The organism is Mesorhizobium sp. Root157 (genome assembly GCF_001427385.1).
In the GTDB taxonomy this organism is placed as follows: domain Bacteria; phylum Pseudomonadota; class Alphaproteobacteria; order Rhizobiales; family Rhizobiaceae; genus Mesorhizobium.
Genome location: NZ_LMGJ01000001.1, coordinates 281973 through 295746, shown reverse-complemented (window position 1 = coordinate 295746; position 13774 = coordinate 281973). Strand labels below are relative to the sequence as shown.

Annotated in this window: 21 protein-coding genes; 18 read left to right on the top strand and 3 right to left on the bottom strand. The window is 57.8% G+C overall.

Translation table 11 applies throughout. The features are described 5' to 3' along the window. Window positions 1-105 precede the first annotated feature (105 nt). The 14 genes from ASD64_RS01435 (at window position 106) to ASD64_RS20810 (ending at window position 7550) form a co-directional block, all read left to right on the top strand. Entirely contained in the window at window positions 106-507 is a 402-nt protein-coding gene (locus tag ASD64_RS01435) for a hypothetical protein (protein WP_200957773.1), read from the top strand. Between the two features lie 190 nt (window positions 508-697). After that, window positions 698-1423 carry a DNA-methyltransferase gene (locus tag ASD64_RS01430; protein ID WP_056099538.1) on the top strand — a complete coding sequence of 242 codons (726 nt, stop codon included), beginning with the start codon at window positions 698-700 and terminating at the stop codon, window positions 1421-1423. Continuing rightward, a complete protein-coding gene (locus tag ASD64_RS01425; RefSeq protein WP_056099534.1) occupies window positions 1420-1797 on the top strand; it encodes a hypothetical protein in 378 nt (125 codons plus the stop codon). The genes ASD64_RS01430 and ASD64_RS01425 overlap by 4 nt, the downstream gene beginning before the upstream one ends. Next, window positions 1794-2612 (top strand): DUF1376 domain-containing protein, encoded by an 819-nt coding sequence (locus ASD64_RS01420; RefSeq protein ID WP_056099531.1) that lies wholly within the window; start codon window positions 1794-1796, stop codon window positions 2610-2612. The genes ASD64_RS01425 and ASD64_RS01420 overlap by 4 nt, the downstream gene beginning before the upstream one ends. Then, on the top strand, window positions 2515-3051 hold the full coding sequence (locus ASD64_RS01415; protein ID WP_156459957.1) for a hypothetical protein: 537 nt from the start codon (window positions 2515-2517) through the stop codon (window positions 3049-3051). The genes ASD64_RS01420 and ASD64_RS01415 overlap by 98 nt, the downstream gene beginning before the upstream one ends. Then, complete coding sequence (locus ASD64_RS21315; RefSeq protein ID WP_200957772.1) at window positions 3048-3224, top strand: hypothetical protein; 177 nt, start codon at window positions 3048-3050, stop codon at window positions 3222-3224. The genes ASD64_RS01415 and ASD64_RS21315 overlap by 4 nt, the downstream gene beginning before the upstream one ends. Further along, entirely contained in the window at window positions 3221-3451 is a 231-nt protein-coding gene (locus tag ASD64_RS01410) for a hypothetical protein (RefSeq protein ID WP_156459956.1), read from the top strand. Before ASD64_RS21315 ends, ASD64_RS01410 begins: the two co-directional genes overlap by 4 nt. Continuing rightward, on the top strand, window positions 3451-4008 hold the full coding sequence (locus ASD64_RS01405) for a GcrA family cell cycle regulator (RefSeq protein ID WP_056099522.1): 558 nt from the start codon (window positions 3451-3453) through the stop codon (window positions 4006-4008). The genes ASD64_RS01410 and ASD64_RS01405 overlap by 1 nt, the downstream gene beginning before the upstream one ends. Window positions 4009-4018: 10 nt before the next feature. Next, window positions 4019-4240 carry a hypothetical protein gene (locus tag ASD64_RS01400; protein WP_056099517.1) on the top strand — a complete coding sequence of 74 codons (222 nt, stop codon included), beginning with the start codon at window positions 4019-4021 and terminating at the stop codon, window positions 4238-4240. A 9-nt stretch (window positions 4241-4249) separates the two neighbouring features. Further along, window positions 4250-4504, top strand: a complete 255-nt coding sequence (locus ASD64_RS01395; protein WP_056099514.1) for a hypothetical protein — start codon at window positions 4250-4252, stop codon at window positions 4502-4504. 18 nt (window positions 4505-4522) lie between these two features. After that, window positions 4523-5146 carry a hypothetical protein gene (locus ASD64_RS01390; RefSeq protein ID WP_156459955.1) on the top strand — a complete coding sequence of 208 codons (624 nt, stop codon included), beginning with the start codon at window positions 4523-4525 and terminating at the stop codon, window positions 5144-5146. 108 nt (window positions 5147-5254) lie between these two features. Next, the gene (locus ASD64_RS01385) at window positions 5255-5872 is read left to right on the top strand and encodes a hypothetical protein (protein ID WP_200957771.1); all 618 of its coding nucleotides are present in this window, start codon (window positions 5255-5257) and stop codon (window positions 5870-5872) included. A gap of 740 nt (window positions 5873-6612) precedes the next feature. After that, window positions 6613-7386, top strand: a complete 774-nt coding sequence (locus ASD64_RS01375) for a DUF1828 domain-containing protein (protein WP_056099504.1) — start codon at window positions 6613-6615, stop codon at window positions 7384-7386. After that, a complete protein-coding gene (locus tag ASD64_RS20810) occupies window positions 7383-7550 on the top strand; it encodes a hypothetical protein (protein ID WP_156459954.1) in 168 nt (55 codons plus the stop codon). The genes ASD64_RS01375 and ASD64_RS20810 overlap by 4 nt, the downstream gene beginning before the upstream one ends. Window positions 7551-7823: 273 nt before the next feature. Here the strand turns inward: ASD64_RS20810 and ASD64_RS01370 are convergent, their stop codons facing one another. The 3 genes from ASD64_RS01370 to ASD64_RS01360 form a co-directional block, all read right to left on the bottom strand. Further along, the gene (locus tag ASD64_RS01370; RefSeq protein WP_056099500.1) at window positions 7824-8804 is read right to left on the bottom strand and encodes an IS1595 family transposase; all 981 of its coding nucleotides are present in this window, start codon (window positions 8802-8804) and stop codon (window positions 7824-7826) included. Between the two features lie 149 nt (window positions 8805-8953). Next, the gene (locus ASD64_RS01365) at window positions 8954-9166 is read right to left on the bottom strand and encodes a hypothetical protein (RefSeq protein WP_056099497.1); all 213 of its coding nucleotides are present in this window, start codon (window positions 9164-9166) and stop codon (window positions 8954-8956) included. After that, complete coding sequence (locus ASD64_RS01360; protein ID WP_056099493.1) at window positions 9163-9405, bottom strand: hypothetical protein; 243 nt, start codon at window positions 9403-9405, stop codon at window positions 9163-9165. The genes ASD64_RS01365 and ASD64_RS01360 overlap by 4 nt, the downstream gene beginning before the upstream one ends. Before the next feature lie 131 nt (window positions 9406-9536). Between ASD64_RS01360 and ASD64_RS01355 the strand changes: the two genes are divergently transcribed. Genes ASD64_RS01355 through ASD64_RS01340 form a run of 4 tightly spaced genes read left to right on the top strand, consistent with a single transcriptional unit; the run spans window position 9537 to window position 13771 of the window. Next, window positions 9537-9836 (top strand): DUF5681 domain-containing protein, encoded by a 300-nt coding sequence (locus ASD64_RS01355; protein WP_156459953.1) that lies wholly within the window; start codon window positions 9537-9539, stop codon window positions 9834-9836. After that, window positions 9808-11121, top strand: a complete 1314-nt coding sequence (locus ASD64_RS01350) for a PBSX family phage terminase large subunit (protein WP_056099490.1) — start codon at window positions 9808-9810, stop codon at window positions 11119-11121. The genes ASD64_RS01355 and ASD64_RS01350 overlap by 29 nt, the downstream gene beginning before the upstream one ends. Next, window positions 11121-13373 carry a portal protein gene (locus ASD64_RS01345; RefSeq protein ID WP_056099487.1) on the top strand — a complete coding sequence of 751 codons (2253 nt, stop codon included), beginning with the start codon at window positions 11121-11123 and terminating at the stop codon, window positions 13371-13373. Before ASD64_RS01350 ends, ASD64_RS01345 begins: the two co-directional genes overlap by 1 nt. Then, window positions 13373-13771 (top strand): hypothetical protein, encoded by a 399-nt coding sequence (locus ASD64_RS01340; RefSeq protein ID WP_056099484.1) that lies wholly within the window; start codon window positions 13373-13375, stop codon window positions 13769-13771. The genes ASD64_RS01345 and ASD64_RS01340 overlap by 1 nt, the downstream gene beginning before the upstream one ends. Window positions 13772-13774 lie beyond the last annotated feature (3 nt).

The window sequence follows — 13774 nt, the reverse complement described above, 5'->3', positions numbered from 1 at the left end:
TTCTTTCCCGCCTCCATAGCGCGCCTGCACTGTTCCAAAGCTCTGCGCGCCGGGTGGCTGATGTGTTCCATGTAGTTTCGTCTCTCCTTCCTGACATTCAGCAGAATGGCAGAAGGAACAGACAAGGTGTTGTCAGAGCGTGACAAGAACAAGTCAATGAGTGACACGGCATTTGCAAGTGAGTTGATGAGAGAAGCCTTTCCAAAAGGCCGGCATGGAAGCGTCTACTCAGCGCAGTACGCCGCCTTCGTCTACATGCGCCGCGCACTCCACAAGAACATGACGTTCAGGCGGGCGAGGGCAATTTGGGAGGGCGCAGCAAAGCGCATCGACGCAGAAGAAGCGGAAGCCCTGAAGCGGGCCAAATTCGAGGAAGCTCAACGTGAAATTCAAGACCTCCGTCGCCGCATATCCGAACTGGATGCAGAGCTTGCCGGGGTGGGTTCGTGGACTGTTGGCCAAGCGGGCGCGGCGACTGGCGGACAAGCTGGTTCACCGCTCGCGTGAAGCCCGGATCGAAGCAGAACGACAGATCGACTTTGCCGAATGGATCGACCCTCGCCTGAGAAAGGAATGGCTGTAATGCGCGACACCCCTGCCATCTCTCCCGGCCTACAGCGTCTCCTGATCCTCATTGTCATCTGTGAGGCTGCCCCGGTCATCATAGGCCTGTACGCGCTTAAGAGGTGCTGCTGAGATGACCGGCATCCGCAAAGAGGTCACGATTGGCGACTGCCGGCTGATCCTCGGGGATTGTCGCGAAATCCTGCCGACGCTCGGCCATTTCGATGCGGTTCTGACCGACCCGCCTTATGGGATTGGGGCCGATGCTGCCGCAAGTAAGGTGAGTGGGTTCCAAGGCGGCGGCATGAAGGCGGCGAAGGGCGTGTACGCGGCGACTGATTGGGATGCCGCGCCACCCGCACAAGAAGTTATCGACCTTATGCGTGAAATCAGTACGCATCAGATCGTATTCGGCGGCAACTACTTCCACCTCCCGCCAAGCAAGTGCTGGCTGGTGTGGGACAAGCAGACAAACGGTGGATTCGCTGATTGCGAGTTGGCTTGGACAAACCTCAATAAGCCTGTCCGTCGCATCGTGCATATGTGGAATGGGATGCTTCGCAAGGGTGGCGAAGAACGCAATGAACACCCCACGCAGAAGCCATTGGGGGTAATGCAGTGGTGCCTCACGCATATCCCGCAGGCCAAGACCATCCTAGATCCATTCATGGGATCTGGCACAACCGGGGTGGCTTGCGTCAAGGCTGGCCGGACCTTCGTCGGCATCGAACGCGAGCCGTCCTACTTCGATATCGCCTGCCGCCGCATCCAAAAGGCGGTCGACCAGCCGGATATGTTCGTTGCGGCTCGGGGGCCAGAGCCTGTCCAGCAGCCTCTATTCGGTGGGGCGCCTGCATGACCCAGGAGAGCATAAGCGCGGCGGCGTGGCGCATTGATCTTCCGTGGCCTGCAAAGGCACTGCACCCGAACGAGCGCCCGCACTACATGGCGAAGGCGAGGGCAACGAAGGCCGCTCGGCTTGCCGCCAGCACAATGGCGAAGGATGCCAAGCTGCCACAGATAGACGCAGCAGCGGTCAAAGTGACGTGCATTTTCTCACCGCCGATCAAGCGCAACAGGGACGCCGACAACCTTCTTGCGGCCTGCAAAGCCTATTTCGACGGCATCGCCGACGCCATCGGCATCAATGACAGTTGCTTCCAGCATCAGGCTCCGGTGTGGGGCATCCCTCGCAAGGGCGGCAACGTCTGCATCCTGCTGGAGGCGGCATGAGCGAGCGCAGAATTCCGTATTTCGACTTTTACCCGACCGATTTCATGCACGGCGTTCGCGGCCTGTCCGCACAGGAAGTTGGCGTCTACACGATGGTCCTGTGCCGTATCTACGAAGAAAACGGCCCCGTCGAATACAACTCGATGATCCTCGCTACCTACTGCGGGATGCGTGAAGCGACGTTCGTCAAGACACTCGAAAAGCTGGTCTGCCTCGACAAGTTCCAAGTCGATAATGGGATGATTTCCAACCGACGCGCGATGGCTGAAATTTCAAGTCGTGCGAACAAGTTGAAATTAAATTCCAAAGCAGGGAAAGCAAGCGCTCAAAAAAGACAACAAAAACAAAGCGGCGAGCCAACGGACGTTCAACGGACGTTCAACCATACAGATACAGATACAGATAAAAAACAAGAACCTACCGGTTCTTCCAAAAAACGCGGGACAAGGCTCCCTGGCGATTTTTCCCCGGACATGGTGGCAGCGGTAGAGGCGGGGCTTTCCGAAGCCGAGGCCCAACGCGAAGCGCTCAAGTTCCGCGATTACTGGATATCCCAGCCTGGTCAGAAGGGCGTGAAGCTCGATTGGCCGGCAACGTGGCGCAATTGGTGCCGACATGCCGTCGAGCGCAGGCCACATCATCGCACCACAGGACCTCCCAAGAAAACCACGCTCGCCAGTATGTGGACCGAAGAAGCAATCGCGCTTGGAATTATCGATGAACCAGCTAGCCCATCAGACAGATTTTTGGACGCCGGCCACGCAAGAGGACAAGGTCAAGGCCCTGATTTTACTCCGCGGATTGCCGGCACGTAAAACGGAAAACCAGCAAATCGACAAGGCTTTGTACTATCTCGCCCTCGATGGTGTGACCCGCTACGGACTTGCCGAAGCCGTCAAGGCTGTGTCGCAAAACAAGCTGGGGCATCCGTTCTTCCCAGAACCGCCAGAGCTTCGCGGCCTTTGCGACAAGGCCATGGAGTGGCCCGAACGCCAGAGGGAACGAGTGCGCCGGCAAGAGGCGATAGAGCGCGACCGGCCAGCGCCAAGGAGTGCGCCGTCGCAAAGTCAACGTGATCGAGTGGCGGCGATCTACAGCCGCTTCCTCGCCGGTTACACCGATGAAAAGCAATCTGCAGAGGAAGCGGAACGGGCTGAAATCCGCGCCCGCTACGGCATGACGGAGGAGGCGGTGGCATCAATTGCCAATCAGCCGGTCCCGTCGAATTTCAAGAAACTAGGTGGTCAGCCATGAACCTCGTCCAAGCCGCAGCGGTGTGGGTGCTTTGGCGTTCGGGTCACTTCGACACCCACGACATTGCCAGCGCGATAGGTGCAAGCGAGGCCGATGTCTGCCGGATCGTCCATGCAGCCAAGGAGCGCGAACGCGGCCCAGACCTCCAGCTTATCCAAGGAACGCAAGCATGAGTAATTTCAAACAAGACCGGTTGGCGCAGTGCCGGGAGATGGCCGCAGCCAAGAAAGCTGCTGGCCTTCGCGGCATGGCGGGTCGCATCAATCTCGAAGAACTGGCAAAGCGCCGGGGTGAGATACCTAACGATAACCGGGGCCTGACCGGCATCGTCATGGGTGATCCGATCATCAATGACCCGCGCTGCCCTTGGCGCCCCAAGATCAACATGGAGGCGCTGTGATGGACTGGCAGTCACTCACCACACAGGAGCGCATCGAGGCCATCAAGGCCGCGTGGCAACCGGGCATGTCGGCGCAGCAGATCGCAAGCGCCGTTCCCTGCGTTGTTTCGCGCAATGCGATTATCGGCATGCTCGACCGTCACGGCGACAAGATGCCGGGTGTTCGCCTTCGCGCCGTAGGCGACAACGGGCAGGTCAAGGGCGGGGAAAAGAAGCCCCGTAAAAGCAGGGCAAAGCCCGCCAGCGAACTGCGCCGACCAAGATCAGCCCCGCGCATTGCCGTGGTATCGCCGTCGATTCTGTTCGACCACGCGCCGAGCATACCACTTCCCGAGCCTGAATACGTCCACGGCGAGCGGCTGACCGTAGGTCGTCCGATCCGCATGCTTGGACATGGCGAATGCAGATGGGCTGTGAACGACGCGGAGAAGGGTGACATGCACCTGTTCTGCGGTGCGCCAGCAGATGGACCGTGGTGCGAATGCCACCGTCTCAGATCAATCAGCAGGGGCACAGAGAGCGAGCGGGCCGCTTCGCGTGTCCTGCTCGCAGCGTAGGAGGTCAGTCATGAGCAAGGTGAACGCGGAAGCGGAAGCGATTTACGACAAGCTCGGACGCGGCGCGCAAGCTGACGTGAAGACCATCGCGGCAGCCCTCCAAGCCGCTGACGCCGCCGCAGAGAAGCGCGGGAAAGAGGAAGAGCGCGAGCGGTGCTTTGCCGAAGCTGACAAGTACACCTACGCCAGCGGCATCGCCAAGCGCATCGCCGCTGCCATTCGCGGATCATAGGAGGACGGGATGAAGCTGAGTGAAGGCGAATTGATCTGGCACGGCGAATATCCGCCAGCGTGCGTCGAGCGGGTACGGGCCGATATCGCTATCAACCTTGATGATGATTTGGATAAGCCGTCAGACCTTGTGTTCCACATCGTGTTTTTAGACGAGCATGACGAGAAAATCGTCACGGTGTGGGGCGTTGAGGGAAGTCCCGCCCTCCACTGCAAATACGACGGCGAAGCAGAGTGGGTTCCGGTTTCGGAATTGGACGACTGACAGGCACACGAGGGACACATGAGCAACAGTCCAGCTAAAATGCAGAGGCGCTTTCCGCGCGAGGCAATCCAGTATGGCGACAAGCGCATTCCTGCCGCCAAGATCGAGTGCAGCAAATGCGGTTCGGTCGCCTACCATCCCGACACCGGGCTGAATGACGATGATTATTTCCGCAAGAAAGGATGGAGCGTCGGGCGCGGTCCCGCTGCTGATGTTTGCTCCGAATGCCAGAAAAGGAGGCCGGAATTGAAGGTGGTGAAAATGGAAAAGCCGGAAGCGCCGAAAGTAGAGCCGCCGCGCGAAATGGGCAGGGAGGATCGTCGCATCATCACCGACAAGCTCGATGAGGTCTACGACGATAAGGCCGGAAGCTACAAAGCGCCGTGGACGGATGCCGCAGTAAGCCGTGATCTTGGCGTGCCGCGCGCATGGGTGTCCGAGGTCCGTGAACAGTTCTTCGGCCCGGAGGGCGGCAATCCCGAGTTTGATGCCTTCATCGAGCAATCCGCGCCGATCATAGCGGAAATGAAGAACATGGCGAATTCGCTCCGCATCCAGTCCGAACGATTCAAGGAACTTGAGCCGCGCATTTCCGAACTGGAGCGCATGGGTCGCAGGATCGAGCGGGAATTGGGCCGCTAAACGAAACAGCCGCCCCGCTGGCGGGCGGGAACGGCTGCAAATCACTTCGTCTTGGGAGACAGCCTTGGCTAACACGCCGGGGCTTTTTGAGCAACTGGACGAGGGATCATGGCAAAGCAGAAAAAGCGCCCGGTGACATACGGCAAGATCGAGTTGCAGCCGGCGTTTGTCGATAACCCATATTGGCGCCCGGACCTCGAAGGCGAAAGCACGGTCCCGCGCAAAATCAAGGCTGCGGTCAATGTTCGCGAAAGCGCGGTCGGGACATTGGCGGCTCGCAAGCTGATCGATGAATCTCAAGCCGAGGCTGCCGTGCGATTTCGCCGTCATTGGGAAACGACAGGCGGAGCAGGGGCACAGGCTATGGATTACAGCCGCGACAAGGTAGACGGGGGCAAGATCGCCGATCCTATCGATATCGGCCAGATGAAGGCCGCGAGATACCTGGCCGAAGCCGAACGCACCCTTGGTGTGCGCAACTATGAATTGGTGCGCAGCGTATGTGGTGAGGGCAAGGCAATGACGGAACTCTACACCGAAAAGCGCGACAGGCTGACTGCGACTGACAATCTGCGGACGTCACTGGATGATCTAGCCAGGATATGGGGGATTGCGGTCAAGGCGTCCAGCAAGCCCGCCACGAAATACACGATACCTTCCAAGCACGATCTGTCGCTCTATACGCAACGCACAACGAAAGAAAAGCGTCGTGCAAAAAACGATTGACTGCGGTAACCGAGTTTGACATGTTGTTGGTGTGATGGCGCTTTGCGCCGGTGAGGCTGCTTCGGCAGCCTTTTGCTTTTCCGCCGTCCAGTACGGTGAACACCAATGCGAGGCGGCGTTCTCAGCGAGCATCTGACCCATACTGAGAATTCAGGTCGATGCTAGTCGGTTAATTGGCAGGGAAAATCCTAATTATATACTTGACAAAGTATGATGATTCTTTAAGCCATTTGGGCTATGAGAATTGCCATGAATCTGAGGGGGATAATCGCGGCGGAGAAATCTACCGTCGAGACCGGGGATTGGAAGCGCGGGGAGATACCGCGCTCCAAGTGGCCATCACGTCGGGCGAAAGCGAAGGCGTATAAGTATGGACCGCTTTACCAGTGGCGGATCATTTCATTCCAGGCATGTGGGCAGGATTGCCGCGTGCTGTTGCTCTTCAATGAATCGAAGCGAATTTTTCGTGCCACCTTGGGGGTGACGAAGGGCGGTGAAACAACGGTTCTCTGTGACTATGAATACCACGCCAGTGAGCCGGGTTGGCATTGTCACGCCCGCTGCGGTGATTTGTCTAGCATCAGCCCGGCACACAATCGATTCGGCGGTGTCCGTTTACCGAACGCGGCATCATTTCACCGTCGCATTGAGTTCATACACTTAAAACAGCCACTTTCTGCTCAGACTGCCTTTAATTGCGCAATATCGATATTCAAAATCGATAAGGCGGGGTCGATGGTATGAAGACCGAACTCTGCCAAGCGTTCTGCAACGATATAACGGTAACCGAGGTGCCGGCGGGGCTAGCTGTGTCTACGGCCTTCAGGCGTGATGATGGTGACCGTGTATCGTTTTACGTTATTGAGTCCGAAGATGGCACCGTAAGACTTGAGGACGACGGTGCCACAATTCAGCAGCTAGAGGCGGCTGGCGTAGATTTTGAGACGGATACGCGCCGTCGCGGGCTGGAAAGCCTGTTGTCATCTGTACATGCTCATTTCGACCAAATGGACGGAACGATCAAGACGGAATCGTTCCTTGAGTCGGAACTGCCCGCAAGAGCACTGGCGTTTGTCGGCGTCATGATCCGCATGAACGATTTTCTCCTGCTTACGCAGGAGAAGGTGGCTTCCACTTTCAAGGAAGACGCAGCGCAGGCAATCCGAGCGGAAATTGGAAATCGTGCGAAAATCAGGGAAGGCGAAGCGATAGGGCCTCGTTTATCTGAAGTCACGCCTGATATGATAGTTGAGGCGGATGGTAGGCCCCCAGTTGCTATATTTTTTGGGAATGCAGCTGGCCGCGTTCACGACGCGATTTTCCTTCATCAAACAGCTATGTATGAGGTCAAGCAAGACGTATCGGTTGTAGCGCTCTTGGAACAAGACAACTCCATTCCCCCGGATCTTCGTCGGCGCGCCAGCAATCGATTGGCCACCGTGCCGGTATTCAGGCAAGACGAGGGTGCGGCTGTGGCTCGCATAACCCGTGAGGCATTGGGAAACGCTGCATGATCGAAAAAAACGCCGGCAATGATGGCGAAAAGGCTTTCAACCAGACGCTGAAGCGGATGCTCGAAACGCCGCCGAAGCCACACGTTAAGGATTCGGAAACCGAATCTCATCAGAAGAAGAAACCGGGCGGCAATCCCGCGAAGAACAACCGCCCGGAAGACTAAGCGACTAAAGTCACTTCGACTTTTTCACAGTTTCCACGATATGGGTTTTCGGATGCTTCACTGCGGTTTTCACCGTAGTGAAGCGTCCGTTCCCGGCGTTTCGACCGATCTTGCTCATAGTCATCACCTCCTTTCTCGGACAGTGGCCCGCCGTGAGGTGTGCCCAAGAGGTGTAGCGAATCAATTCGCAAGACTCAGGAATAATGGGGAACCGCCTACTCTGAGTCGAGTCGGCGTTTCTTGCGTATAAATAGAAGTTTTCGCGCCTTCTGCTTAGGCGTTACCGGCTTCACCAATCCGCCGATAGGTGAGGCGCTTGCCTTCTATCATGGCGAGCAACTGGTCGTGGCGCTCGGTGTCTGAAACCTTGAGAGCAGCGCGACGATTGTAGCGGAAATCAAACTCGGCAAGGTAGCGATGTAAATGAGCTTCGCCGCAATGCTGATAGACGCCGATCATGCCGCGCTTGAAGACTGAAAACACGCCTTCAATCGTATTGGAGTGAACAACCACATCGCCCTCGCGGCGGGCATATTCGCCGATAGCGTGGTTGGTGGTGCGGTGCTTGGCGTATTCCTCGCCAGTGGTCGTGTAGAGGCGCGACGAGTCGGTGTAGAGGGTTGAGGTACGGTCGGCGTTGCGGACCAGCACGTCGCGAACCGTTGCCTTGGTGGCATGGTTGATATGGAACATGCGAGCCTTGCCGCCGCGTTCGACTAGTCCGATCACGGTGCGCTTGTGGCCGGAGCCTGACTTACCCTTCTTGATGAAAGGGCGGCCCTTGCGCTGCGGAGAAACGCGGGGCGTCTCGCGCTTCCCGAAGTAGGTTTCGTCGGCTTCGATGATTTTGCCTTCGCCGCCAAGCGGGCCGGATGACGCAACGTCTTCCTTCATGGCTTCGCGGATGCGATGCGCCATGAACCATGCGGTCTTGTAGGTGACGCCAAGCATACGGTGAAGCTGGTGCGCGCTCATGCCCTTCTTTGATGAAGCCATGAGGAACGTCGCCAGCAGCCATTTGTTGAGCGGGATTTTGGAGCGCTCAAACACGGTGCCTACAGTCACGGTGAACTGTTCGCGGCATTCCATGCAGTTGTAGAGGCCGGGGCGGTGCGCCTTGCCTTCCATTTTGGTGATGCGGGTTTCGTTGGCATTACCGCAATGCGGGCAGATCGGACCATGCGGCCAGCGCTGCGCCTCAAGGTGTTCGCGGGCTTTGTCGGCATCTTGGAAAATCGGGCTGTCGAGCTTCATTGCGGTATCCCCTATGCCGCAAATCTATGAAATGGCTCGTACTTTGTCAAGTATATAATTGGGGGGAAAATCCCGCGTAGACTGCCGCCCGTAATGTCCTCTGCTTCAAGAGGCGGGCCGACTGCGGTGCGTCTCGCATCTCATACATGCTAGGATGGCATAGACTCTTTCAGGCGAGCCAAGGCGTGGAAGAACAGGACGGGATGCGCGTACCCGCGCCCCTGCTTCATGTTGTCGAATGTTTTCTTGGGTAGGCCAAGCAGCGTAGCGGCGGTCTTGTCGTCGCCTACCTGTCGAGAAAACTCCCGACAGGCTTCGGCAATCTCTGCTGCGGATTGCTCGCGGGTGAGCTTATTCGTCATATGGCAGTAAATCCGTATTTGCGGATGAGTTCAGCAGAGGCATGTTCGTTGGCGATGATCTCGATCTCATGCGGTTTTGCACCGCCATCATCGATATGATCATCGACGATGGCGCGTTCTGCCTTCAAGGCGGCTTCGGCTGACTTCCAATAGCCTGGAGAACCGGCGGCCGGAACTTCCTGATCGGGATTGAGGACAACGAAATCTCGGTCGAACTTGTAGACTTTCAGCGGGTTCATCTGCTTGCTCCGTGTTGATGATTATTGATACTCCAACAGAGTAATCAGGTCAACAATAAAATACGCTAGCAGAGTAAAATAATATGCTGGAAGGCCGACAGACATGGCGCTGAGAACAGCGGAATAACAGCATGGTTGGTGTACCCTTCGAAAAGGGCAAGAGCGGCAATCCTGGCGGACGGCCGAAGCTCGATGCTCGCGTCCGTGAACTTGCCCAAGCGCAGACCGAGAACGCTATCGCCACGCTCGTCCGTGTCATGGAAAACGGCAAGTCGCCGGCAGCGGCCAAGGTATCGGCAGCAACTGCAATCCTTGATCGCGGATGGGGCAAGCCGGCCCAACTCATTTCAGGCGAGGGTGAAGATGGCGCAATCAACCTCGTCCACAAGATAGAGCGCATCATTGTCCGGGCTGCTGATCGAAACGGCTGAGGTATTCCAGCCTCTGCTAGAACCGGCACGACATAAAGGCGCATGGGGCGGGCGAGGGTCCGGCAAGTCGCATTTCTTCGCGGAACTGATGGTCGAGGATGCCTTGCGCTTTCCCGGCGATGCCGGCGAGGGCATGCGTGGCATTTGCGGGCGAGAGGTCCAGAAGTCGCTCAAGGACTCGGCCAAGTTCCTCATCGAAAGCAAGCTTGCCAAGTTCGGGCTGACCGAGGCTGACGGCTTCAAGGTGTTCACCGACAAGATCGAGACACCGGGCGACGGGCTGCTGATCTTTCAGGGCCTACAGGACCACACAGCGGACTCGATCAAGTCGTTCGAGGGATTTCACAGGTTTTGGGGGGAGGAAGCGCACGGCATCAGTGCAAGGTCGATTGGTCTGGTTCGCCCGACAATCCGATGGGAGGACAGGCAACGCGGCTTAAGCAGCGAAATGTGGTGGAGTTGGAATCCGCTCCGCAAGAGCGATGCGGTCGATGTGATGCTGCGCAGCGAGGCTATCCCGACTGGAGCAAAGGTCGTTCGGGCGAACTGGTCAGACAATCCGTGGTTCCCGAGCGTGCTCGAACAGGAGCGCCAGGACTGCCTCAACAAGACGCCCGATCAATACGACCACATTTGGGAAGGCGGCTACGCGACGGTTCTGACCGGGGCATATTTTGCCAAGAGCCTCACCGTAGCAAGGCAGGAAAACAGGATTGGCAACGTTGCCCGCGATCCGAACCTGCCCATCAAGGCATTCTGGGACATAGGCATCAGGGACGCCACGTCGATATGGATTGCACAGTTCATTGGCCGTGAAATCAGGGTGCTGGACTATTACGAAGCGGTCAGGCAACCGCTGGCAACGCATCTGGAATGGCTTCGGTCAAATGGATATGCGGGCGCTGAATGCGTCCTTCCTCATGATGGGGCGAAGGAAGATGCAATCACCGCGATCCGGTTCGAGGATCATATCAGGGCGGCAGGGTTCCCGGTAACGACGATCCCAAACCAGGGCAAGGGCGCGGCCATGAAACGCGTGGAAGCGGCGCGCAAGCTGTTCCCATCGATCTGGTTCAACGCTTCCAAATGTTCAGCCGGCATCGACGCTCTCGGCTGGTATCACGAAAAACTGGACGAAAAGCGCAACATCGGGCTTGGCCCGGAACATGACTGGTCAAGCCATGGCGCCGATGCGTTTGGCCTGATGTGCGTGGCGTATGAGGCACCGACGCAAGCAAAACCGAGGCCGGTAGTTTCGTACGGCGCGGGAAGTTGGATGGGCTGATGGCTGACGATCTTCTGAAAGAAGCCAAGGATGCCTTTGAACAGGCTTCCGACGCTTCCGACCACAACCGCCAGACTGCCATTGATGACGTTAAATTCGCACGCCTCGGCGAGCAGTGGCCGGAAGCGGTCATGAAGCAGCGCGAGAAGGAGGGCCGTCCCTGCCTCACTATCAACAAGCTGCCTGCCTTCATCCGCCAGGTTGTGAACGACGCACGACAGAACAAGCCGGCGATCAAGGTTCACCCCGCCGACAGTGGCGCTGATCCAGAGACTGCCGAAGTCCTCAACGGCCTGATCCGCAACATCGAGTATACCTCATCGGCTGACGTTGCTTATGATACCGGCGTGGAATGCGCGGTAACTGCTGGCTTCGGCTATTGGCGTGTCGGGCTGGATTACGCTTTCGATGACAGCTTCGACATGGATATCCAGATCAAGCGGGTCATCAACCCGTTCTCGGTCTACGGCGACCCGAATTCCACCGAAGCCGATTCATCCGACTGGAACACCGCATTCGTTGTTGATCGGCTGACCAAGGATCAGTTCAAGTCTCAGTGGGGCGAGAAATCCACGGTCGATTGGGATGACACGACATGGCAGGCTGCCGGTGAGCCGTGGCGCATCGAGAACGATGTGCTGGTCGCGGAATACTGGAAGCGTGAGGAAGTCGAACGCACCATCGTCCGCATGCAGGATGGGCAGATATTCAGCAAGGAACAGCTTGAAACTGACCCCGACCTGATCGTGCAGTTGGAAATGGGCCTGTTGCAGCCTCATGGTGAGCGCAAGACCAAATCGCACAAGGTCACGCAGCATTTCATGTCCGGCGCGGAAATCCTCGAAAGCAAGGATTGGCCGGGGCGCTACATTCCCATCGTTCCTGTCTATGGCGATGAATTCGACGTGCAGGGCAAGCGCTATTTCCGCTCCCTGATACACAACGCCAAGGATGCGCAGAGGACGTTCAACTACTGGCGCACAACGGGTGCGGAACTCATCGCGCTGGCTCCCAAGGTGCCGTTCATCGGGCCAAAAGGGGCTTTTGACAGCGATATGGAACGCTGGCAGACCGCCAACACCAAGAGCCATGCGTTTCTTGAGTATGATCCGGTTGCGGCTGCGGGGAATACGCCCCCTCAACGCCAGCCGCTTGACACCGGCCCAGCCGCAGGAGCCTTGCAGGAGGCATTGAACGCCTCGGACGATATCAAGGCCATTGTCGGCATGTACGACGCCTCATTGGGCGCGCGCTCGAACGAAACCAGCGGTGTTGCGATCCATGCGCGCCAGCGGGAAGGAGACATTTCCACCTTCCACTTCGTTGACAACATGGCCCGCGCCATTCGTCATACGGGACGTATCCTGATCGACCTGATCCCGCACGTCTATGACGCAGAGCGCATTGTGCGCGTCATTGGCGAGGACGGTTCGCAGGACGCCAAGACGGTCAACGCGCCTTATGAGGTGAAAGACCCGAAGACCGGCCAGCCCATGCAGGAGCCGGCAACGGGGCCGGATGGACAGCCAGTGATAGGGCCGGACGGCAATCCTCTCATGAAGCCCATCACGGCGCTCCACGACCTGACCGCAGGCAAATACGACCTCACCGTAACGACGGGACCGAGTTTCACCACGCGCCGGGAGGAAGCCGCCGCATCCATGACGGAAGCGCTCAGGGCATTCCCGCAGGCCGCGCCTGTCATTGTGCCGGAGCTTGCGAAAAACCTCGATTGGCCCGGCGCCGACGATATTGCTGAAAAGCTGGAGCAGATGAGTTCCGGGCAAGTCCCGCCCGAACTGCAAAAGCAGATTGAGCAGGGCAAGCAGCAGCTTGAGCAGGTGATGCAGGAAAACCAGCAGTTGAAGGCCGATCAGTCCGTTGATCGCGCCAAGGCAGAGGAACAGGCCAATCTGGCCCGCCAGAAGCATAACGATGACATGGCCTTGCAGGAGAAGAAGCTACAGGACGCCTATGACCTCAAGGTCATGGAAATGCGGATGAACCATGACGCCAAGGCGCTTGAAAACGGGGGCGTCGAGGAAGAAGGACCGGACGGTCAGAAGGTCGTCAAGAGCGGCACGGAAGTGGTCATGCAGGGCCTTGGCATGTTGGGTCAACTGATCGCCCAGCAGGGCGAGGCAAACAACGCCCAGCTTGAGCAGATCGCCCGCATCGTCGCCGCTCCGACCGAACTCATCCGCGATCCCGCGACCGGCAAGGCCGCAGGGTCGAGAAAGGTGCTGCAATAATGGCAAACGCAATCTACCCCAAATGGAAGGAAGCCGTCATGCAGGCGACTTCCAACTCGTCGCTAGGTGGAACGGTCAAGGTGGCGCTGGTCGATACCGGCACCTACACCTACTCAGCCGCGCATGAGTTCTATTCGAGCGTGTCGGGCGTTGTTGGAACTCCGGCCACGTTGGGCAGCAAGACTTTCACTGGTGGCGTCTTTGACGCGGCTGATGTGACATATACGGGCGTTTCCGGCTCGTCGGCAGAAGCGCTGATCTTCTATATCGACACCGGATCATCTGCCACGTCGCGATTGGTAGCCTATCTCGACACTGGATGGACGAATTTGCCAGTCACGCCCAACGGCGGCGATATCACGCTCCAGTTTAATGCGAGCGGCATCTTCGCGCTCTAAGCT